The 19,846-nt window shown below is 58.6% G+C and carries 16 protein-coding genes and 2 rRNA genes (1 of these 18 only partly in view); 8 read left to right on the top strand and 10 right to left on the bottom strand.

Annotated features, from left to right (window positions below):
- Positions 1–23: 23 nt before the first annotated feature.
- Together CRI93_RS03825 and CRI93_RS03820 are read left to right on the top strand one after the other, a co-directional pair.
- Positions 24–638, top strand: a complete 615-nt coding sequence (locus CRI93_RS03825) for a sigma-70 family RNA polymerase sigma factor (RefSeq protein WP_098061281.1) — start codon at positions 24–26, stop codon at positions 636–638.
- A gap of 5 nt (positions 639–643) precedes the next feature.
- On the top strand, positions 644–1,456 hold the full coding sequence (locus CRI93_RS03820) for an anti-sigma factor (protein WP_098061280.1): 813 nt from the start codon (positions 644–646) through the stop codon (positions 1,454–1,456).
- A 103-nt stretch (positions 1,457–1,559) separates the two neighbouring features.
- Here CRI93_RS03820 and CRI93_RS03815 read toward each other — a convergent pair whose 3' ends face one another.
- Entirely contained in the window at positions 1,560–2,981 is a 1,422-nt protein-coding gene (locus CRI93_RS03815) for a hypothetical protein (protein ID WP_141491555.1), read from the bottom strand.
- Positions 2,982–3,269: 288 nt separating this feature from the next.
- Between CRI93_RS03815 and CRI93_RS03810 the strand changes: the two genes are divergently transcribed.
- The gene (locus CRI93_RS03810; protein WP_098061278.1) at positions 3,270–3,770 is read left to right on the top strand and encodes a Uma2 family endonuclease; all 501 of its coding nucleotides are present in this window, start codon (positions 3,270–3,272) and stop codon (positions 3,768–3,770) included.
- Positions 3,771–3,927: 157 nt separating this feature from the next.
- Here the strand turns inward: CRI93_RS03810 and CRI93_RS03805 are convergent, their stop codons facing one another.
- Positions 3,928–4,362 carry a fasciclin domain-containing protein gene (locus CRI93_RS03805; protein ID WP_176521668.1) on the bottom strand — a complete coding sequence of 145 codons (435 nt, stop codon included), beginning with the start codon at positions 4,360–4,362 and terminating at the stop codon, positions 3,928–3,930.
- 255 nt (positions 4,363–4,617) lie between these two features.
- Here CRI93_RS03805 and CRI93_RS03800 point away from each other — a divergent pair, with 255 nt between their 5' ends.
- The 4 genes from CRI93_RS03800 (at position 4,618) to CRI93_RS03785 (ending at position 9,179) form a co-directional block, all read left to right on the top strand.
- Positions 4,618–6,162, top strand: coding sequence for an endonuclease/exonuclease/phosphatase family protein (locus CRI93_RS03800; protein ID WP_098061276.1), 1,545 nt, complete (start codon positions 4,618–4,620; stop codon positions 6,160–6,162).
- 169 nt (positions 6,163–6,331) lie between these two features.
- Positions 6,332–7,693, top strand: coding sequence for a M24 family metallopeptidase (locus tag CRI93_RS03795; protein ID WP_098061275.1), 1,362 nt, complete (start codon positions 6,332–6,334; stop codon positions 7,691–7,693).
- A gap of 368 nt (positions 7,694–8,061) precedes the next feature.
- Positions 8,062–8,751, top strand: a complete 690-nt coding sequence (locus CRI93_RS15055) for a hypothetical protein (RefSeq protein ID WP_141491554.1) — start codon at positions 8,062–8,064, stop codon at positions 8,749–8,751.
- Positions 8,752–8,762: 11 nt separating this feature from the next.
- Positions 8,763–9,179, top strand: coding sequence for a hypothetical protein (locus CRI93_RS03785; protein WP_141491553.1), 417 nt, complete (start codon positions 8,763–8,765; stop codon positions 9,177–9,179).
- A 30-nt stretch (positions 9,180–9,209) separates the two neighbouring features.
- Here CRI93_RS03785 and pdxH read toward each other — a convergent pair whose 3' ends face one another.
- Positions 9,210–9,863 carry a pyridoxamine 5'-phosphate oxidase gene (gene pdxH / locus CRI93_RS03780; RefSeq protein ID WP_098061272.1) on the bottom strand — a complete coding sequence of 218 codons (654 nt, stop codon included), beginning with the start codon at positions 9,861–9,863 and terminating at the stop codon, positions 9,210–9,212.
- Between the two features lie 201 nt (positions 9,864–10,064).
- Positions 10,065–10,811, bottom strand: a complete 747-nt coding sequence (locus CRI93_RS03775; RefSeq protein WP_098061271.1) for a DUF429 domain-containing protein — start codon at positions 10,809–10,811, stop codon at positions 10,065–10,067.
- 276 nt (positions 10,812–11,087) lie between these two features.
- Between CRI93_RS03775 and CRI93_RS03770 the strand changes: the two genes are divergently transcribed.
- Positions 11,088–11,948, top strand: coding sequence for a proline dehydrogenase family protein (locus CRI93_RS03770; RefSeq protein ID WP_098061270.1), 861 nt, complete (start codon positions 11,088–11,090; stop codon positions 11,946–11,948).
- A gap of 43 nt (positions 11,949–11,991) precedes the next feature.
- Here CRI93_RS03770 and CRI93_RS03765 read toward each other — a convergent pair whose 3' ends face one another.
- From CRI93_RS03765 to CRI93_RS03740, 6 genes are all read right to left on the bottom strand, one after another.
- Entirely contained in the window at positions 11,992–12,945 is a 954-nt protein-coding gene (locus CRI93_RS03765; protein WP_176521667.1) for a 6-bladed beta-propeller, read from the bottom strand.
- 219 nt (positions 12,946–13,164) lie between these two features.
- On the bottom strand, positions 13,165–13,752 hold the full coding sequence (locus CRI93_RS03760; RefSeq protein ID WP_176521666.1) for a LysM peptidoglycan-binding domain-containing protein: 588 nt from the start codon (positions 13,750–13,752) through the stop codon (positions 13,165–13,167).
- Between the two features lie 181 nt (positions 13,753–13,933).
- Positions 13,934–14,998: a thioredoxin-disulfide reductase gene (gene trxB, locus CRI93_RS03755; RefSeq protein ID WP_176521665.1), complete on the bottom strand. Its 1,065-nt coding sequence runs from the start codon at positions 14,996–14,998 to the stop codon at positions 13,934–13,936.
- 278 nt (positions 14,999–15,276) lie between these two features.
- The gene (gene purL / locus CRI93_RS03750; RefSeq protein ID WP_098061266.1) at positions 15,277–17,589 is read right to left on the bottom strand and encodes a phosphoribosylformylglycinamidine synthase subunit PurL; all 2,313 of its coding nucleotides are present in this window, start codon (positions 17,587–17,589) and stop codon (positions 15,277–15,279) included.
- 206 nt (positions 17,590–17,795) lie between these two features.
- Positions 17,796–17,907 (bottom strand): 5S ribosomal RNA (rrf, locus tag CRI93_RS03745).
- Between the two features lie 95 nt (positions 17,908–18,002).
- A 23S ribosomal RNA gene (locus tag CRI93_RS03740) occupies positions 18,003–19,846 on the bottom strand; it runs 1,110 nt beyond the window's last position.

The raw sequence follows: 19,846 nt of genomic DNA, 5'->3' as shown, positions 1-19,846 counted from the left end.
GCTGCTGGTTTCTTCGTATCTGTATGTACACGCTCCTTCTTGTTTTTCTGATAGCCTTCGCGATAGGTCTGGCCTATTCGCGTGCACAAGAGGTGGAGTGGATGCGCCGTATTCAAGAAGGAGACGAAGAGGCATTGCGTAATCTATATCGCACGTACAAATCCCTGATCTTTGGACTGCTCCTGTCAATCCTAAACGACCGGCAGGAGGCAGAAGATTGTCTGCAAGAGGTGTTTACGCAGGTGTGGGAGAACGCCGATCGGTTTAACCCCGAGCGCGGCAAACCGTATAGTTTTATCGTGACCATAGCCCGCAACAAGGCTATCGACCGCACGCGCTCGAAGGTCTACAAGAACCTGCAGCGCCAAGATTACACCATTAACGACTTTGCGATGGTGCCTATCGATACGGAGAACAGTCCGTTCGAAGAGGCCACGCGCACCGACCGGGCTAACCGCTTGCGCCGCGCGCTGAGCGAGATCCCCGAAAAAGAGCGCCGCGTTATTCGGATTGCCTACTTCGAAGGGCTCAGCCAGTCCGAAATCGCCGAGCGCACAGGCATCCCATTGGGCACCGTAAAATACCGGACGCGCCAGGGCATGATGAAGCTACGGGCTCTGCTGACGATGGATAACTAACTGATATGGAGACTTCAGATACACCGGTCGACTTCGAAACGCTCTGTGCGGGATACGTGCTGGGCGCGTTGAGCCGAGACGAGGAGGCAGCGTTTGAGGCGATGCTGGACGATGCGTCGCCCGAACAGCAAGCGCTTTATCGGGATATGCAGGCGGTCCACGATGATCTGGCGCTGGCAACCACGCCCGAATCGCCCCCGCCCGAGGTTGAAGCTCGCTTGATGGCTTCGATTCAGGAGGACACAAGCTCTGCGTCGACAGCGCTTCGCACCGATCGCGCAGCCGTGCAGCGCGGAGCAGGCATACCGGCATGGGTCTACCAGGGCGTGGCGGCGGTGCTGACCATTGCAATCGTGGGACTGGGCATCTGGGCTACGCAGTTGCGTAGCACCGTGCAGCAGCAGCAAGCAACCATTACGCAGCTCGAAGACGAAGTGGCCCAGCAAGACGAGCTTCTGGCGGTGCTTGCGGCCCGCGAGGCACGACTCGTGTCGATGGGCGGCCTGGATCCGAGCCCCGAGGGATACGGCAAGATCATCTGGGCCCCCGAGCAGCGCCGCGCCATCTTCCAGATGGCCAACGTGCCGCCGCCGCCCGAAGACAAGGACTACCAGCTGTGGCTTATCAAGGACGAGCAGTCGCCCATATCGGCGGGCGTCTTTCACTTCAACGAATCGAGCGAGGAGCTTTTCTTTGTTGTCGATAAGCTTGCAGCTGCGCCCTCGCCGCAGTCAAACGCCTTCGCCGTAACCCTTGAACCCAAAGGCGGAATGCCGCAGCCCACCGGCGATATGTTCTTGCTCGGTCAGCAGACATAGCGACTCGAACGAAACGAAATCAGTGTACCTCCTATCCACAAAAAACGGGGCCTCCCCGCACTTGAGGAGACCCCGTATCCTGTTTTCGCATGTACGCAGCCGTTTATGCGCCATCTGCGATCATGACATCCCCACGCATGGAGCCGTGGAAGTTGCAGTAGTAGGCCGCAAGTTCGTCCGCGAGTTCAGCGGTCAGGTTGAATGAGACGCCGCCCTCGCCATCGGTCATGAGGTTCACAGCCTCGTTGTCGGCGAAGGAGCCGGTGCCGTCATGGTTCAGCAGCGTCGTGCCCGCATCGTCGTCTACCCCGAATGGATGCGAATCGCCATTCTCAATGACAAACTGGTATCGCATCCCCTCTTGCAGCGTAACCGGGGCGTTGTTCTCGTTGAGCGCGATTACCTCCTCAGCTGGCGCGCCTTCCACATCTGTAGCCACATACGCACTGGCGCCGTCATTGCCCATCGTGATCGTGACGGCGCGCAGATTCGGGTCGCCCGCTTCCAGCGATTCCGCGAACGTGCCCAGTACCAGGTACGTGCTCGGATCAGTCGTATCCACCGGCTGCGTGGGGTCGTGGACGACAAAGAAGCCTTCGTAGGCCTCCACGAGATCGACATACGCCTCGTCCGACTCAAACGACTGGCTCACGCTTCCGCCCGTTCCTGTGATGAGTTGAGCGTACACGTCGCCATTCGGCGTTTCATTGTATGGCGTGTTGTTCGGGGTCGTCTCTGGATCCGCCACATCGTGGGCGTGCACGGCATAGTCAGCGCCATCGAGGGTGTTATCAAGCGTAACGGTGACGGTGGCCGCGCCGGTGTCGCGCTCCTCAATCGAGAGCGTCGCGGTTAGTTCGCGCGGGTGGTCGCCTTGCGAGCCGTCGTAGGCAAAGTCGCCCAGGAGTTGACCTTCGTTAAACGCATAGTCGTATTCAGCGCTGCGCAGGCTCGACTCGCCGGCCTCCAGCGACTGCCCGAACACACCAAGAACCAGATACGTGGTCAGGTCGGCGGTATCGATGGGCTGAAGTGGATCGTGTACCACGAAAAATCCTTCGTACTCGTTGGCTACCTCGGCATACGGCAGTTCGGTTTCATGCGTGAGCGACGCGTTTCCGCCGGTGCCGTCGATCAATTCGGCGTAGACATCCGCGTTGGGCGTTTCGTTGTATGGCGTGTTGTTGGGCGTTGTGTTCGGATCGGCCATGTCGTGGGCATGCACGGCATAGGTTTCGCCGTCGAGCGTGTTGTTGAGCGTGACCGTCACTGCCGCGTTGCCGTCTTCCATCTCTTCGATGACCAGATCGGCGGTTACGTTGCGGTCGTGTGTGCCCCGGTAGGCTGTGTTTACGTCGCCCACCGCCTGGCCCTCGTTAAACGCATAGCTGAACGATGCTTCCTCAGGGTCGGGCTCGGGTCCCACCGACGTGGAGTCGTCGTCGCAGGCGGTAAGAAATAGCAAGGCAATCGCAGCCAGCAGTAGACTGCTGATTCGAGTCATGCGCAAAAAAGTGTGATGCATGGGTTCGGTGGTGTCTGGTGAACAAACAAGCAGCGAGGGAGCATCCCCCGTTCACCCCGACCTTACGAGGGAAATAGGCGTACTGGATGGTCGAAATGCCCGGATGGGCGGCCTTTAGATGTGCGAATCCTGTTACGTGATGAGATTTCTCATCTCTATCAGCTGTCCGGAAAGAGGCAAGGGCGCCCCGACTCGTTCGCGTTGGGTGCGTCGTATCGGCTCGAACCGGCACCTCCACACTGCGTTAACAAAAAGCATGCGTATCCCACTGCCAACAACGACTGCGTTATGGATACCCAGCCCGCCACGGCCTGGCACCGCGCGCTGCGCGACCCGCACCTGCAACAGCTGCCGTACAAAGTGGAAACCAATGCGCACAACCAGATTCTTTTGAGTCCACACCCACCCTGGCATAGCACCATGCAAGTTCGCATTAGCGATATGCTGCGCGATCGCCTTGGGGAGCGTGGCCTGCGGGCCGTCGAATTCCCCGTCGAAACGCCCCAGGGAGTGAAGGTCCCCGATGTCGTGTGGCTTTCCGACGAGCGTGCATCGCAGCTTTCCCCCGATGCAGAAGCCAGCCCCGTCATGCCTAATCTGGTGGTGGAGGTGCTGTCAGCGTCGAACACCGAAGCCGAGATGGCCGAAAAGTGTGTGCTCTATTTCGAGAGCGGAGCCACCGAAGTGTGGACCTGCGCCCCCGAGGGCACCATGACGTTCCACACGGCTCCCGAAGAACAAGCCGAGGCTTCCACGCTGGTGCCTGCGTTTCCGGCAGTCGTGAAATAGGGAAGATAACCTGTGGATCCAGGATGTATCTGTCCATACCACATCCGGTTGCAGCATGCCGGCCCAACACAAAAGCGCCAGCCCCAAGCAGTATGCCTGGACCTGGCGCCTTGACCATCTCCTCGTAATGAACGGCACAAGGAGTTAGCTGTGCGGACTATCGGTCGTTCGAAAGCACGCGATCAATCACGTGGACAACGCCGTTTTCCGCTTCCAGATCGGTCGTCTGGATGCGGGCCCCGCCAATACGCGGCTGCCCATCTTCGTTGGTGATGTTCAGCGATGTACCGTCCATCATCTTCATGGACGAGGCCGCCAGCACGTCCTTCGCGGACTTCCGTCCGGAGGCAACATGCAGTTTCAGGATGTTCTGGAGCTTGCTGCGGTTTGCCGGTTTCATCAGCGTGCCCCAGGTCTCGCGCGACAGTTTTTTGAACGCGTCGTCGTTGGGCGCAAAAACCGTAAACGGTCCCTTGCCTTTCAACGTGTCGACCAATTGTGCTTGCGTGAGCGCTTCTGCGAGCTTGGTGAAGTTCTTAGCTTCTACAGCCAGATCAACGACGGTAGATGCTCTTTTCTTGGCTACAGCCATGGTAGGGAGGTTAGATACGATGAGAAACAGTTCGAATGTGACCATAGCATACGACACCTCGCAGGATAGCACACCCAACGATTGCATAGCACGCTCCTTGCACCGACGGTGCGACCAGACGTGATCCAGCCATGCGCTGCCGCACAGCACCATTCATCATGCTGCGCCGACACTCGTTACACTCCTGTGAAACGAAGTGCGGATGCGCGGGATATGACATGCGTTGTTTGCTTCCCCATTATCTTTTTGTTGCCTATGCACCTATCTCGCCCGCTCTTCCTGCTCGCGCTCGCTGCCACTCTGTTGGTTGGATGCGACGCCGGTCCAACCTCCAACAGTACGGATGCAGACCCGCCCAACGACTCCGAGACCGAAGCCCCCACTTATCCCACAGCTATTCAGATCGATGGCGGGGCGTCCGACTGGAGCGAAGTCCCCGTGCGCCACACCGACGCCACCGGCGATGGCGATGCGCTCGATTTTGAGCGCCTGTGGGTCGCGCACGATAGCGAGCGTTTGTATCTGCGCGTAGAAGTGGGATCCGAGATCAACCTGCAAGAAGACAACGACCTGACGCTTCACCTGGACACCGACTACGATGCCAACACCGGCACCGAGGTGCAAGGCATGGGCGCCGATCTGTCGTGGACCTTCGGCGAACGCAGCGGGCGCGTACACGCCAACGGCGGGCGCCCCGAGGTGGAGCACGAAGCCATTGGGCTGGTAACGCTTCCAACGGTCACCTCCTCAGTGTTTGAAATTGCGCTCGATCGCGATGCCACACCCGCTACCGCCCCGCTTTTTCGGGCGGATTCGCTACGCATTGCCTTCACCGGGGGCGGCGATCAGGTTCCTGATGAGGGCGGCCTGTCCTACGCCTTCACCGACACCGACCTGCCCAACTGGCCCGCGCCCGAACTGGAGCGCACGACCAACGACGGCGTACGCGTGCTCTCCTACAACGCCGAACGCGACGGCTTCTTCGAAGGCAGCCGCGGTGACAGCTACACGCAGATCCTAAACACGGTACAGCCCGACATCATCGGCTTCAACGAGCTCTACGAAAACAACGCCGAGGCCACCCGCGAGCGCGTTGAATCCCTCTACGGCACGCCCGATTCGGGACAGTGGCATGTGGATAAGAAAGGCATCGACCTGATTATGGTGAGCAAGTATCCCATCCTCGACACCCACGCCATCACCGGCTATCAGAACTACACCAGCGGGGCGTATCTGCTGGATACGGAAGACGACCTCGGCACGCCGCTACTTGTGATCCTGGCGCACCTGCCGTGCTGCAACTACGACGATGCCACTCCCTCACGCGATGTGCGCCGCCAGCTGGGCGTCGACTCCATCATCGCGTTCCTGCGGGAGGCCCAAGCCGGCACCGCCGCCATTGATGTGCCCGAGAACACCCCCGTGCTCATCACCGGCGATATGAACTTCGTAGGGGATGCGCAGCAGCCCAACACCCTGAAAACCGGTACCATCGTCAACACCGATGAGTTTGGCGAATCGACCGCACCCGACTGGGACGGCACCGACCTGCTGGATGTCAATCCGCGTCAGACCGGCACCTCGCTGCATAGCACCTGGATGGGCCGTGGCAGTTCGTATCCGCCCAGCCGCCTCGATTACGCGTATGTGAGCGATAGCGTGCTCGATGTGGCCCACGCCTACACGCTCTACACGCCGGGCTTGCCCGACAGCCTGCGCCAGGCGCACGGCCTGGATGCCGATGCGACTACCACTGCCTCCGACCACCTGCCCCTGGTGCTCGACCTCGTGCAGCGGTAGGCGGCGACCGTATCCCTCCCTACCCATTGCGACGCGCAAACGCGCGGCTCGGTGCCTCCGCACGGAGCTGCGCGTCTGTATGTTGGGCGGTTGTGCTCGTGGCACCTCTGTCGTGCATGTTGTATTATGGGAATGCATCCGTCGTTGCCTTCCACTATACTCCGTTGCCATGCGCACCCGCACACGCCTTCTGCTCACCGTCTGCCTCATGGTTGCGGCGGTCGTACCCGCTACGGCACAACACCCTGAAGATGCCGGGGCGCCTGCCGTACTCTCCATGCAGGAACGCGCTAATGTGGTGAACACGTGGCTACAGGAGCGCCTCGATACCGTACTGCCGGCACTCATGCGGCGCGAGAACGTGGACATGTGGATTGTGAGTGCGCGGGAGTACAACGAAGACCCCGTCATTGAAACGATGCTTCCCGCCACATGGATGGCTGCGCGCCGCCGCACCATGCTCGTGTTCTACGACCGCGGCCCCAACGACGGCGTTGAGCGCCTGGCCATCAGCCGGTACGATGTGGGCGAGCTGTTTCCCTCGGCGTGGGACCCGGACGAGCAGCCCGATCAGTGGGCGCGCCTGGCCCAGATCGTCTCCGAACGCGACCCGGCATCCATTGCGCTCAACACCTCTGAGACGTTTGCACTGGCCGACGGCATGACCACAAGCGAGATGAGCCAGCTCGAAGCGGCGCTGTCGGAGACGTACCGCGAACGCATCGTATCGGGCGAGGCGCTGGCGATTGGCTGGCTGGAGACGCGCACTACCTCGGAGCACGCGGCGTATCGGCACATCAACCGGTTGGCACACGCCATCATTGCGGAGGGGCTCTCTGAAGCCGTGATCCAGCCCGGCATCACAACGACCGAGGATGTAGCATGGTGGTACCGCGAGCGCATTCGCGACCTGAACCTGACTGCCTGGTTCCACCCGAGCGTGTCGGTACAGCGCGCCAATGCCGAGGGCGAAGACGGCGACTTTTCATCCGACAGCGGTCCCACCGTCATCCAACCCGGCGACCTCGTGCACATGGATCTGGGCATCACGTACCTGCGCCTGAACACCGACACCCAGCGCAACGCCTACGTGCTGCGTCCCGGCGAAACCAGCGCGCCCGAAGGGGTACAGGATGCGCTCCGACAGGCCAACCGCGTGCAAGACCTGCTCACCGATCAGTTTGCAACCGGACGCAGCGGCAACGCCATTCTGTCGGATGCCCTGGCTGCTGCCGACGACGAAAATCTCGACGCGACCATCTACACGCATCCGATTGGATACCACGGCCACGGCGCCGGTCCAACGATTGGACTCTGGGATCAGCAAGACGGCGTGCCCGGCTGGGGCGACTACCCGCTCTACGCGAACACCGCGCACTCCATCGAACTGAACGTGGCCGTGTCGATTCCGGAGTGGGGCGGCCAGGAGATCCTCATGAAGGTGGAAGAGGATGCCTTCTTCGACGGCGACGCTGTTACATATCACGATGGCCGCCAGACCGAACTCTACCTTATTCCGCGCCAGCAGTAGGGGGATAAGGCATAGCTTTCATATCTCATTCGGCCCTGTTATCTGCGTCGCATTGCACGTCGACAGTGATGCACACGCAGCGGTATGCGTTGCACGATTCACGGTACATCTATCTTCATGATAGGTGTAAAAACGCAACGGTCGCGTTTACCCCAATATATCAACACAACCAGAATCATCTCTTAAACGGCCTGAAGAACGATTTTCAGCAATATAGCCGATTTGTGCAAATCGATGATCGATTTGTGCAACGGGTAAAAACGCCTGATCTGTGTTACAGATTGCTTGTTTAGTGCAAGCTATCGGAGCATCGTCTTCATATCCTTAGGAGCAGCTTACAACCTACTCTTGGATGCTCCTGTTTATTCATGATGATTCGCTCTACGCATGCCCGGGCCGCACTTTTTGCTCTTTGGGATTGGCTACGCAGTGCCCGCGTATTTCACAACTCTGGATCCGCTCTTCTTCGCATCGTATGTTTTGTTGGACTCGTAGCCGGCGGGCTGCTCCTCAGCACCGCGCCAACCGCGCATGGACAAAGCGTTTGGGATTCTCCCGAACCGTCCTCTAACCCGTGGCAGATTGACCGCTCACAAGCAGAAGAAGATAACAATCCCTGGGCTGTAAACGACGCCTGGAACAGCAGCGACCCGTGGGGCACGGAAGACACCTGGTCGACCGACCGAACCTCGGACTCTACGCCCGATCCGTCACGCCATGGCGAGGACTGGGCCCGCGACTTCTATGACTTCTCGGACGATGAAGAAGAGGGTTCTGCACGACGCGTGGGCGATGGTGTGCAGACAAATGCAGGGCCTGGAGGACAATGCTTTAGCAATAACGACTGTACTGCAGGAGGTGGACGAAGTGTCTGCTGCGTGGACCCATCGACTGGCGTAGGTACTTGTGGTCCCGGAAATGGACGCTGCAACGGAACAGGTGGCGGCGGGAGTCCCCTCGCTCCCGGAGAGACACTTCCAAGCGGAGTCCCTGTTGACGGCGGCCTCTTCTATCTAATTGCACTGGGACTGGGATTGGGCGCATATAAGCTGACGTAGCCCACTGCGACTTGCCCTCCCCTGACATCAATCTTTTGAATGTGCACCCCATCTTATTGCCTGCTACAGACGAAACAGACCCTCCCCCTCGCATCCTCCTGGTTGATCGCAACGACGACATGCGCTATTTCGTGGAGACCTGTCTCCACTCTAACGGTCTTGCGACATGGAGCATAGACCAGGCACGCACCGGTGCCGAGGCCGTGCGTTCCCTGCATCGGGAGCACCAGCTTGCTGTGATCGGTGATGTCGCTTCTGGACAGGAGCCGCTTGCCGCCAGCCTCCGGTCGATGCGGGCGCTGCACAACATTCGCGTGCTCAAACTCCACTGCTGGTCCACCCCACCCGACTGGTGCGACGCTGCGCTCCGGCACCCGTTTAGCACCTCCGATTTCCACCGGGTCCTCAGCACCCTGTCATTGCATTAGGTTGTGTCTAAAGACCCTTCACGCGTTGCATCATGGGGCCAGGCGCTCCACCGTCCACGAGGCGGCGCTCTCTGCGTCGGCGCGGCAGTAGCGCAGGCGATCGTGCAGACGGCTGGGGCGGCCTTGCCAGAACTCGACGGTGTGCGGCACGATGCGTATGCCGCCCCAGTGCGGCGGACGCGGCACCTCGCCCTCATCACCAAAGCGCTCCTTCACCTGCGCCCAGTTATCGTCGAGCACATCGCGGTCATCGATGACGCGGCTCTGCGGCGAGGTCCACGCCCCCAACTGGCTGCTGCGCGGACGCTTGGCGAAGTAGGCGTCTGACTGCTCCGCCGAAACGCGCTCCGCCCGTCCTTGCACGCGCACCTGCCTCTCCATGGGCTCCCACCAGAACGTAAGCGCCGCGTGCGGATTGGCCTGCAGCGCCTGGCCCTTCTGGCTCTGATAGTTCGTATAGAGCACAAAACCGGTATCCAGTTCCTTGAGCAGCACCACGCGCGAGGCCGGGCGGCCCTGTTTGTCGGCGGTGGCCAGTGTCATGGCGTTGGGCTCGGGCAGGTCGGCCTCAATGGCCGCGTCGAGCCACGTGCGAAACTGCGCAATAGGATCGTCGGCGATGTCCTCGCGCGTCAAAGTAGCGCGGGTGTACTCCTCGCGCAGGTTGGCGATGTCGGTGGGCATAGCAGTCGGGGGGATGCGAAAGGATGAAGTAGACACTGGCAGTTGGTATCAACTCTTCAGGGAGCGGGATTCCCCTGAATTGGGAACCTGTTTTTATTTCTTTGGGGCTGCCGGTTTCCAGAGCCGCAGGAGCGGCTGTGTTTTGTACATCCGACGGGGGACCGTCGGACGCAGGATATAAAGGTGTATATCACCTGTAACTTACCGCCAGATCTCCATGCGCAGTCCGGTGGGGTCAACGGGCACCGGTTCGGTTTGGGGGAGGCGTGTGGCGGTGCCCTTGTGCATGCGGCGCGCGGTGTAACAGGCGGCGTGGGCGTCGAGGATGTCGTCGGGCTTGGCCTGGCGGCGCGGGTAGGCGCTACACGCATCGGGGACCCCATCGAACTCGGCGTCTTGTAACAGGTGGATGCGATGCTCAATGCCCTCGTCGGTGTGTTTGGATGCATCGACCGGGGCATTGCCGTTGAGCACGTAAAAGCTGCACTCGGGGTGCACTTCGCATATTCGATGCTGCCTCGCGGGCGTGATGAGCGTGTCGAGCGCTCGGATTTTGGGGAAGAGGTAGTACGCCTGCTTGGTGAGCCCGACACCATCGGGATGGCTGGCCCGGTTGGTGGCCGCGGCTTCGTCGTAGGTGGTGGCTTGCAAAGCGGCGCGGCACGGCGGCGAGAAGATACTGCTGGAGCGCGGCCACCCGAGCAGGGCGCGGGCCGCACGGTCGCAGGCGCGTCCGCCAGAGCGGGCTTCGGCAGGCAGTCCAATGATCATGTCGATGCCGATGCAGGCGGGCTGTTCGGGCAGCCGCAGCAGATCGGCGGTGTGCTCGACGATGCGGTGCCGGTGCACGCCGGTGCCTGTGTGTTCGAGCACGACGATCCACCCGGCCGGGCATGCATCGGCTCCGGCGACCCATGTGCGTGGAGCGTGGGGCGGTTGCGCAGCCATGGAACGGGGGAACCAGGAACGAGAGCGACGGAGAAACTGCGAGAGGTTACGGCGCAGCGCCGATGCTATGCTTTCTCCCACAATGAAATTGGGGCAATGCCAACGGATGCTGCTAATCACAGCCAGTGTTTTTCAATGACACCTATCTGGCCAAGAGCCCTTCGCTACGCAACGATGTTTGTATTTCGAACTGGTTTTTCAACGCGCACGCCAACTTGTGCCGGACGTGATGCCTATGTTTTACTGTCTGTAAAAGCGCTTTCAACATTGACTGCTATGCGACTTCCTTTTTTCCTGGCCAGCCGGTTTGTGGCGGGCGAAACGCTCGACGAGGCGCTGCCTGCCGTGCAAGCGCTGAATGACGATGGCTTGCATGTGGCGCTCGACTTGCTGGGCGAGCATGTGCACGACCGTGACGTGGCGCGGCAATCGCGGGATACGTACATCGAGCTGGTGCGCACGCTGGACGCGGTGACGCCCCCCGAGCGCCGCAACCGCATTTCGATTAAGCTGTCGATGCTGGGGCAGCTCATCGATGAGGCGTTCTGCCTCGCGAACCTGCGTGCGCTTATGGAGGTGGCCGCTGAGCACGACATGTTTGTGCGGCTGGATATGGAGGGCAGCGACCTGACGGATTCGACGCTGTCGATCTTTGAGACGATGCATGCGGACTTCCCGGATCATATTGGTCCGGTGCTGCAGGCGATGCTGAAGCGCACGGATCGCGACATCGACCGGATGTGCGAGCTGGGCGTGAGCGTGCGCCTGTGCAAGGGCGCGTACGGCGAACCGGCGGCACGGGCCTATCAGGACATGGATGTGATTCGCGCACGCTTTACCGACTACATGCAGCGCCTGCTGAAGCACACGCCCTATTCAGGCATTGCGACACACGATGATTCGTTGATCCGCGCTACAAAGCAATTCGCCGCGGACGAAAGCATCTCGCGCGACCGGTTCGAGTTTCAGATGCTGTACGGCCTGCGTCCGGATACCCAGCGCGAAATGGCTGCTGATGGATACAACATGATGGTGTATGTGCCTTACGGTACGGAGTGGTTTCCGTACTTCTACCGGCGCCTGCGCGAGCGGAAGGAGAACGTGTTCTTTCTGCTGAAGAACTTCATGCGGACGTGAGGGGGCGGAGCGGGTTGATTGGTAACGGTCAGGGGATTGCTCTCTACTCTGCTGCTTCTAACAAGTCGTCGAGGCCGTATGCGCGAAGTGTAGTGGATGCCTCCCCCGCATTTGATTCCGCTGCGTACAACAATTCCTCTTCGTAATCAGCATCCACAATGAACCCTGGAAGGCGCAGGCTACCTAACAACTCTCCGGTATCAGCTTCGATGAGATCGATCATTGTGCTTTCTTCCGCAGGCACATCTCCTTCTTGAATCGTGACTGCCAGCACGCCGGAATCAACCATGTAGAGCGATCGCGGCGTGTCATATGTATCTATCCATTCCTGTAGTTCGTCCTGATCTTGTCCGTCAGGTTGCGGTTCGTCAGGGAGATTCACATGCTCAGGAAACGGTGATACAGATACTTCGCGTTCTAATTCCCCTTCTGACGAGAAGATGCTGAAGCTGTATTGGCCTGGTTGCAGTGCATATATTTGATCATTTGGAGCAATGACAAAGGAGGCATCAGCCCATGTTGAGATGTTTAACTCGATCATCCTCTCATTGAGCGGAAAGAATGATTTGAGGTTTTCTCCCCCCGTTGTATAGAAATGCATGGTCTTACCATTTTCCAATGTCTGGGCACCAAAACTGCCCATCACGAGGAGTGAGTCATTCTGGAATGCAAGATCTTCTGATGGTATGTGCCCAGTCATAACAAAAGAGCTTTCGTAGTCGCCCTCTCGGGTAAAGAAGCTAACTCTGTTTTGCCAGTCACGCACGACAAACTGCTCCTCATTGGGACTTAACTCAGCACAAAGTGGCATCATAAACTCTCCAGGCCCTTGCCCCTCACTGCCTACGGAACGAATGTGTGATCCGTCGTCTCCGAAGATATGGATTTGGTGAGCCTCGATATCACTTGCGTAGATTCGACCCTCACTATCGATGTCGATGGAGGTTATATAAAACGTGTCGTTGAGTGTCCACTCCTGGTCTGGCGTCTGCGCCAAAGACCCATGGGCAAAGAATAGCGAACACAAGAGTAAGAAGACGTATCGCATGATGGGTTGATTAAAGCGCCGAGTAGCCTACAGCAAACAAATTGCCCAATCAACACCAATAATGCAAAGGGCTCGATTATAGCTCGATGTATCATCGCTTTACGAAAAAGAAAAGGGACGCAGCGCGCTGCGTCCCTACCTGCTACTTGGATATGTAGAACGCACCTCTTACGGCGATGGAATCTTGAGCGTTTGACCGGGCTGCAGGCGTCCGTCGCTCAGTCCGTTGTGCTGCTGGATGCTGCCGACCGACGAGCGATGCGAGCGGGCGATATCCCACAGCGTTTCGCCGGGCTGCACGACGTGCGTGGCGCCCGATTCGTTGCTGGGATTTGCATCTCCACGCCGATTGTCAGCGATGACGGGTTGTCCAACGACCGTAACGGCGTTGGTGACGGCCTCGACCTCGGACAGTTGCGCCGTGATTTCGGCGGCGCGCTCGTATTCGTCTTGCGTTTGCACATCGCCCTGCAAGAGCACAGTGCCTCGCTCCACCTCCGGCTCAAAGTCATACCCGCGCAGCCTGCGGTCGCGGGCCAGGGCTTGCTTGATGCGGGCTGCAAGCGAGAGATCATTCAGGCGCTCGTTCAGGGAGCGCTCCCCCTGCGGCGTTGGGGGCGCTGCATTCAGATCCGCATTCGCCTGCTGAGCTGATGAGTCGGGGGACGTGGTTGTGGCGGTAGGCGGCGACGGGTCGGGCGCATCAGGAGATGCGCAGCCAGTGCCCGCGAGCGTGAGCACAACGCCAAGGATCATTCCGCACAGAGCTCCGAGGGAGCGCGAATACATCACAGGAAGTAAGGGGCTGGTGAAACAAGTGGTAACACACGCATAACGCAGGCAAAAATAGTACCGCCTCCAGCCCCGACATGCAAGGACGATGTTATGCATCGCTGCATGCGATCATGACTGGAGGCGGCGCGAAGCGTCTGCGAGGTTACGCGTTGCTGGATGCGGTAGCCGGGGCCGCGTGATACTCGGTTTCAGTACGCGGCTCGTCGATCACGCCGTGCTCTGAGAGCCAGCGCTCAGCATCGATCGCGGCCATGCATCCGGTGCCCGCTGCGGTGACCGCCTGGCGGTAGACGTGGTCTTGCGCGTCTCCACAGGCAAACACGCCCGGAATATTGGTGTAGGTCGAGTCGGGCTGCGTTTCAATGTAGTCGCTGTCGTCCATGTCGAGCCAGCCGGTAAACGGCTCCGTGTTGGGCGTATGGCCAATCGCCAGGAAAAGTCCCGTCACGTCGTCCATGACGTACGTTTCCTCGGTGTTGTTGTTGATGACCTCAATGCCCGTCACCTGATCCTCGCCGAGCACGTCAACGACTTCGGTATCCCACACAAAGGTGATTTTGTCGTTGTCGAAGGCCCGCTCCTGCATAATTTTTGAGGCGCGGAGTTCGTCGCGGCGGTGGATGACGCGGACCTCCTTCGCAAACTTGGTGAGGAAGATGGCTTCTTCCATCGCGCTGTCGCCGCCGCCGACGACGGCCACGGTTTCGTCGCGGAAGAAGGCGCCATCGCACGTGGCACAGGCCGATACGCCGTGCCCCAGCAGCCGCTGCTCGTTTTCGAGGCCCAGGTAGCGGGCCGAAGCGCCGGTCGCCACAATGACCGTCTGCGCGTGGATGAGCGTTTCTTCATCCACCAGCAGGCGATACGGGCGCTCGCTGAAGTCGACATCGGTGACCACACCGTAGCGCGACTCGGCACCAAACTGCTCAGCCTGCGCCTGAAAGTCCTGCATCATATCGGGCCCCATGATGCCGTCGGGGTAGCCGGGATAGTTTTCCACATCGGTGGTTGTGGTAAGCTGTCCACCGGGCTCGGGCCCCATGAATACGAGCGGCTCCAAACTGGCGCGGGCGGTGTAGAGTGCGGCAGTCCAGCCTGCCGGGCCCGTGCCAATGATGACGACATCACGCATTTCGGCATCGGCCCCATCAATGCCCTCAAAGGCGGAAAGATTAGGGGCGTGTCCGTTGGTTGCAGGCGTGCTCATGATAAAGGAGGGCTTGGTGCAAAGAAGAAACCATGCATCCAAACGCGGCAGCAGGACCATAAGTTGTACGGTTGCCGCAACGTGTGGAAGACGCAATGCTTGGTTGCGAAGAGCGCTTCCGGCGTTACGCAATCGGACCCTGGATACAGACCTCTCACATATGCGCTTCGCGTAGTATACTGTTTGTTTGGATACACAGATACTCCACCATACAAGAAGATGTTCGCGCGCCTGCGGGTCTTTGCCCACGTTGGACACTTTGGCCTGGTCTCTGGTGTCTATGCTGCGGTGCGCTGCTCGGCATTCATCGCGTTGGGCAGCGTGTTTTCATGCGCTGCACGTAGCGTATGGAGCGGTGCTTCGACCCATGTGATACCGGCCCATGTGATACGGAATTCGTTGCCGCACACGGTGCCAATAGGCGTTGCTGACACGCCTTCAATATCCTGAATCGCTTCTTGAATCGCCGGTTCGTGGTCTTCAGCAACTGAAAAGACGATCCGCGACTGAGCTTCACCAAAGAGCACCGCATCTGCTCGTACGTCTTCAGGAATGGAGAGTGTAATGTCCATTCCACAGTTGCCGTGCAGAGCCGACTCGGCCAGGCACGCCGCAAGTCCGCCGTCCGATACGTCGTGCGCATGCTGTACCGTTCCGGTGTTGATCAGGGTGCGCATTGCTTGCTGCACAGCAACCTCTTCGTCGAGCACAAGGCGTGGTGCGTCGCCCGCAATCTGCTCATGCACTGTTGCCAAATATTCCGATCCATCAATATCGTTTGGATATGCCTGCCCGTCTGGGTGGAGCAGAAAAAGCCGATCCCCAGGTGTTTGCACAGCCGCGGTCGTGGGCTGCGTATGTAAGTCGTCGACGCGCCCCACCATGCCGATTGTCGGTGTTGGGTAGACGGCTCCGTCGGGATGCTCGTTGTAAAATGAGACGTTGCCGCCGGTAACCGGCGTTCCGAGTGCGGTACAGGCGTTGCCCATCCCCTTAATCGCTTCGGCGAAGGTCCAGTAGACCTCGGGCTTGTACGGGTTTCCAAAGTTCAGGCAGTTAGTAATAGCTACTGGCTTCCCTCCTGCGCACACCACATTACGGGCGGATTCGCAGACGGCGATTTCAGCCCCCTTGCGCGGATTCAGATAGACGTATCGTCCGTTGCAGTCGGTCTTAAGTGCCAAGCCACGGTCGGTCCCTTTGATACGAATGACAGCGGCATCGCTGGGGCCGGGACCGACTACCGTGTTTGTGCGCACCATCGTGTCGTACTGCTCGAAGACCCACCGCTTCGACGCAATGTTCGGGGCAGCAAGCAGCGTATGTAGCATGTCGGTTGCGGTGTCTGGCGTGCAATCAGCCACCTCGTCGGGATGAAACGCTCGGGTCGTTTCGAGATATGCGGGACGCTTGGTTTCACGTTCATAGACGGGTGCACCGCTCCCGGAGTCGAGATGGCGCGCATCCAGGTCGGCAACAAGGGTCTCGTTCCAGTAGAGCTGCACATTTGTGCCGTCGGTGATCGTGCCGATGCGCTCAGCGTGCAGGTCCCATCGCGCATACACATCGACCAGCTGGTCGGCATCGTCCGGGTCGCACACAACGAGCATCCGCTCCTGACTCTCCGAGAGCATGATTTCGTACGGCGTCATCTGTGATTCGCGCACCGGAACGCGATCGAGATGCAGTTCCATTCCGCATCCCCCGGATGCACTCATCTCAAACGACGAACTGGTGATGCCTGCTGCTCCCATGTCTTGAATGGCCTCGACCACGCCTACATCAATCGCTTCAAGCGTTGCCTCGAGCAGTAGCTTTTCAGTGAAGGGATCACCGACCTGCACACTGGGGCGCTTGTCCTCGCTCTCTTCGGAAATCTCTTCAGAAGCGAAGGTTGCTCCGTGGATTCCATCGCGCCCGGTGGAGGCCCCAACGATGTAGACCACGCTGCCCGTATGCTGTGGGGCTGCTGACGCAATCGCATCTTCTTTGACGAGTCCGACACTCATTGCGTTTACGAGCGGGTTGCCTTCGTAAGCATCGTCGAAGTAGACATCGCCCGCCACGGTGGGGACGCCAAAGGAGTTGCCGTAGTCGCCGATGCCTCGCACGACACCGTCGAGCAGGTAGCGCACGCGGTCGCTTTCGAGGGAGCCAAACCGTAGTGAGTTGAGAGCAGCAATGGGACGTGCCCCCATCGTAAAGATGTCTCGGTGGATGCCACCAACGCCTGTAGCTGCTCCTTGGTATGGGGCTACGGCGGAAGGATGGTTATGACTTTCAACCTTGAAGGCCACACCAAGGCCTTCTCCGATACCAACGAGGCCTGCATTTTCTTCTCCGGCTGCAACCAGAAGAGCAGGGCCTTCATTGGGGAGCGTTTTCAGGAGCGCCAATGAGTTCTTGTACGAGCAGTGTTCACTCCACATGACGGAGTAGATCCCGAGCTCGACAAACGTCGGTGTTCGTCCCAGGTGGTCAACAATCCACGTGTACTCTTCTTCTGTGAGACCATGCTCTATGGCCTGCTCGGGTGTGGTTTCGGGTGCATTGGGGAGTGAAGTTGGCGTAGGAGAATCTGAATCAGACATAGCAACCGGAGGCATGAGCGTAGAACGGGACTTACAAGATAAGAAGTGAACTTCGCTTTTGAAACGAGAGCTTCAGCTTGTCCGATTCTTCGCGTCCTCAAATTGAAAGCCAACCGCGCTTTTTCTGCGGAGGCGCGGCTATAGTGATTTGGTATGCATACAACAAAAAAGGCCTCGCCGCACATGCGACGAGGCCTTCAATAACATCCTGGCAACGACCTACTCTTCCATCGAAGCGATAGTACCATCGGCGCTGCAGGGCTTAACTTCTCTGTTCGGAATGGGAAGAGGTGTGGCCCCTGCGCTATAGTCACCAGGAAAGGGTGGCAACACGCTAAAAAGCATGCTGCAAGGGGTAATGTTTTTCCGCAAGTGTGATGAGTAATCACACGGGATGGCATGTGGAAAATAGCAAGGTCAAGCCTCATAGGTAATTAGTACAGCTCGGCTAAACATGTTGCCATGCGTACACCTGCTGCCTATCCACGTCCTAATCTCGAACGACCTATTGGGGAAACCTAATCTTACGGGGGGCTTAGTGCTTAGATGCTTTCAGCGCTTATCCCTTCCGAACATAGCTACCCAGCAATGCGCCTGGCGACGCAACTGGTACACCAGCGGTTCGTCCACTTCGGTCCTCTCGTACTAGAAGCAGCTCCGTTCAAGTTTCCAACGCCTACAGTAGATAGGGACCGAACTGTCTCACGACGTTCTGAACCCAGCTCGCGTGCCGCTTTAATGGGCGAACAGCCCAACCCTTGGAACCTTCTCCAGCTCCAGGATGCGACGAGCCGACATCGAGGTGCCAAACCTCCGCGTCGATATGGACTCTTGGCGGAGATTAGCCTGTTATCCCCGGCGTACCTTTTATCCTTTGAGCGACGGCCCTTCCATTCGGAACCGCCGGATCACTAAGTCCTGCTTTCGCACCTGCTCGACCTGTATGTCTCGCAGTCAAGCACCCTTGTGCCTTTGCACTCTATGCATGATTACCGACCATGCTGAGGGTACCTTTGAAATCCTCCGTTACTATTTAGGAGGAGACCGCCCCAGTCAAACTACCCGCCTGACACTGTCTCCCGACCGGCTAACGGCCGAGGGTTAGGCATCAATCAGAATAAGGGCGGTATTTCAGGGATGGCTCCACAGCGCCTAGCGACGCTGCTTCCAAGCCTTCCGCCTATCCTGCACATATTCTGACTAATGTCAATGCCAAGGTGTAGTAAAGGTGCACGGGGTCTTTCCGTCCCACTGTAGGGAGTCGGCGTCTTCACCGACACCACAATTTCACCGAGCTCGTGGTCGAGACAGTACTCAAATCGTTGCACCATTCGTGCAGGTCGGAACTTACCCGACAAGGAATTTCGCTACCTTAGGACCGTTATAGTTACGGCCGCCGTTTACCGGGGCTTCAGTCGTGAGCTTCTTCTGACCGAAGTCAGAATAACACACTTCATTAACCTTCCGGTACCGGGCAGGTGTCAACCCCTATACGTCGTCTTGCGACTTAGCAGAGGTCTGTGTTTTTGTTAAACAGTCGTTTGAGTCTGTTCACTGCGGCCCTACTTCCCTTTTGAACAAAGTAGGGCGTCCCTTCTCCCGAAGTTACGGGACTAATTTGCCGAATTCCTTAACCACGAATCACTCGAGCGCCTGAGGATATTCTCCTCACCTACCTGTGTTGGTTTGAGATACGGGCTCCCGAAACAACATACGACGCTTTTCTTGGCAGCATACTTGGGATCACTATGGATTTGCCTGTCGGCTCCTCCTACTGTCGTGTTTCGGCCTTCATGGAGAGCGGATTTGCCTACTCTCCAGCCTACGCACTTCAACGTATCATTCCGTCGATACGCGGATCTTACGCGACTGCGTCACGCCTTATGTTAACGTTGTTGGGAGGTACGGGAATGTTGACCCGTTTTCCATCGTCTACGCCTTTCGGCCTCGACTTAGGTCCCGACTAACCCTGTTCCGATTAGCGTTGAACAGGAACTCTTAGGTTTACGGCGGACAAGTTTCTCACTTGTCTTATCGTTACTCATGCCTACATTTTCTTTTCCAGAAGCTCCACGGTGCCTCGCGACACGGCTTCTGCGCTGCTGGAATGCTCCTCTACCACTGCATTCCGACCGTAGTCGGAATAGCAATTCGAAGCTTCGGCGTTAGACTTGATGCCCGTTTATTTTCGGTGCCCGACCGCTCGACCAGTGAGCTATTACGCACTCTTTGAATGAATGGCTGCTTCTAAGCCAAC

This window comes from Longimonas halophila (genome assembly GCF_002554705.1).
In the GTDB taxonomy this organism is placed as follows: domain Bacteria; phylum Bacteroidota; class Rhodothermia; order Rhodothermales; family Salinibacteraceae; genus Longimonas; species Longimonas halophila.
This window is presented reverse-complemented; position numbering and strand designations above follow the sequence as displayed.

Coding starts and splice junctions, on each gene's coding strand:
- CRI93_RS03825 (WP_098061281.1), top strand. CDS start 24: ATGTACACGCTCCTTCTTGTTTTTCTGATAGCCTTCGCGATAGGTCTG.
- CRI93_RS03820 (WP_098061280.1), top strand. CDS start 644: ATGGAGACTTCAGATACACCGGTCGACTTCGAAACGCTCTGTGCGGGA.
- CRI93_RS03815 (WP_141491555.1), bottom strand. CDS start 2,981: ATGCATCACACTTTTTTGCGCATGACTCGAATCAGCAGTCTACTGCTG.
- CRI93_RS03810 (WP_098061278.1), top strand. CDS start 3,270: ATGGATACCCAGCCCGCCACGGCCTGGCACCGCGCGCTGCGCGACCCG.
- CRI93_RS03805 (WP_176521668.1), bottom strand. CDS start 4,362: ATGGCTGTAGCCAAGAAAAGAGCATCTACCGTCGTTGATCTGGCTGTA.
- CRI93_RS03800 (WP_098061276.1), top strand. CDS start 4,618: ATGCACCTATCTCGCCCGCTCTTCCTGCTCGCGCTCGCTGCCACTCTG.
- CRI93_RS03795 (WP_098061275.1), top strand. CDS start 6,332: ATGCGCACCCGCACACGCCTTCTGCTCACCGTCTGCCTCATGGTTGCG.
- CRI93_RS15055 (WP_141491554.1), top strand. CDS start 8,062: ATGATGATTCGCTCTACGCATGCCCGGGCCGCACTTTTTGCTCTTTGG.
- pdxH (WP_098061272.1), bottom strand. CDS start 9,863: ATGCCCACCGACATCGCCAACCTGCGCGAGGAGTACACCCGCGCTACT.
- CRI93_RS03775 (WP_098061271.1), bottom strand. CDS start 10,811: ATGGCTGCGCAACCGCCCCACGCTCCACGCACATGGGTCGCCGGAGCC.
- CRI93_RS03770 (WP_098061270.1), top strand. CDS start 11,088: ATGCGACTTCCTTTTTTCCTGGCCAGCCGGTTTGTGGCGGGCGAAACG.
- CRI93_RS03760 (WP_176521666.1), bottom strand. CDS start 13,752: ATGATCCTTGGCGTTGTGCTCACGCTCGCGGGCACTGGCTGCGCATCT.
- trxB (WP_176521665.1), bottom strand. CDS start 14,998: ATGAGCACGCCTGCAACCAACGGACACGCCCCTAATCTTTCCGCCTTT.
- purL (WP_098061266.1), bottom strand. CDS start 17,589: ATGTCTGATTCAGATTCTCCTACGCCAACTTCACTCCCCAATGCACCC.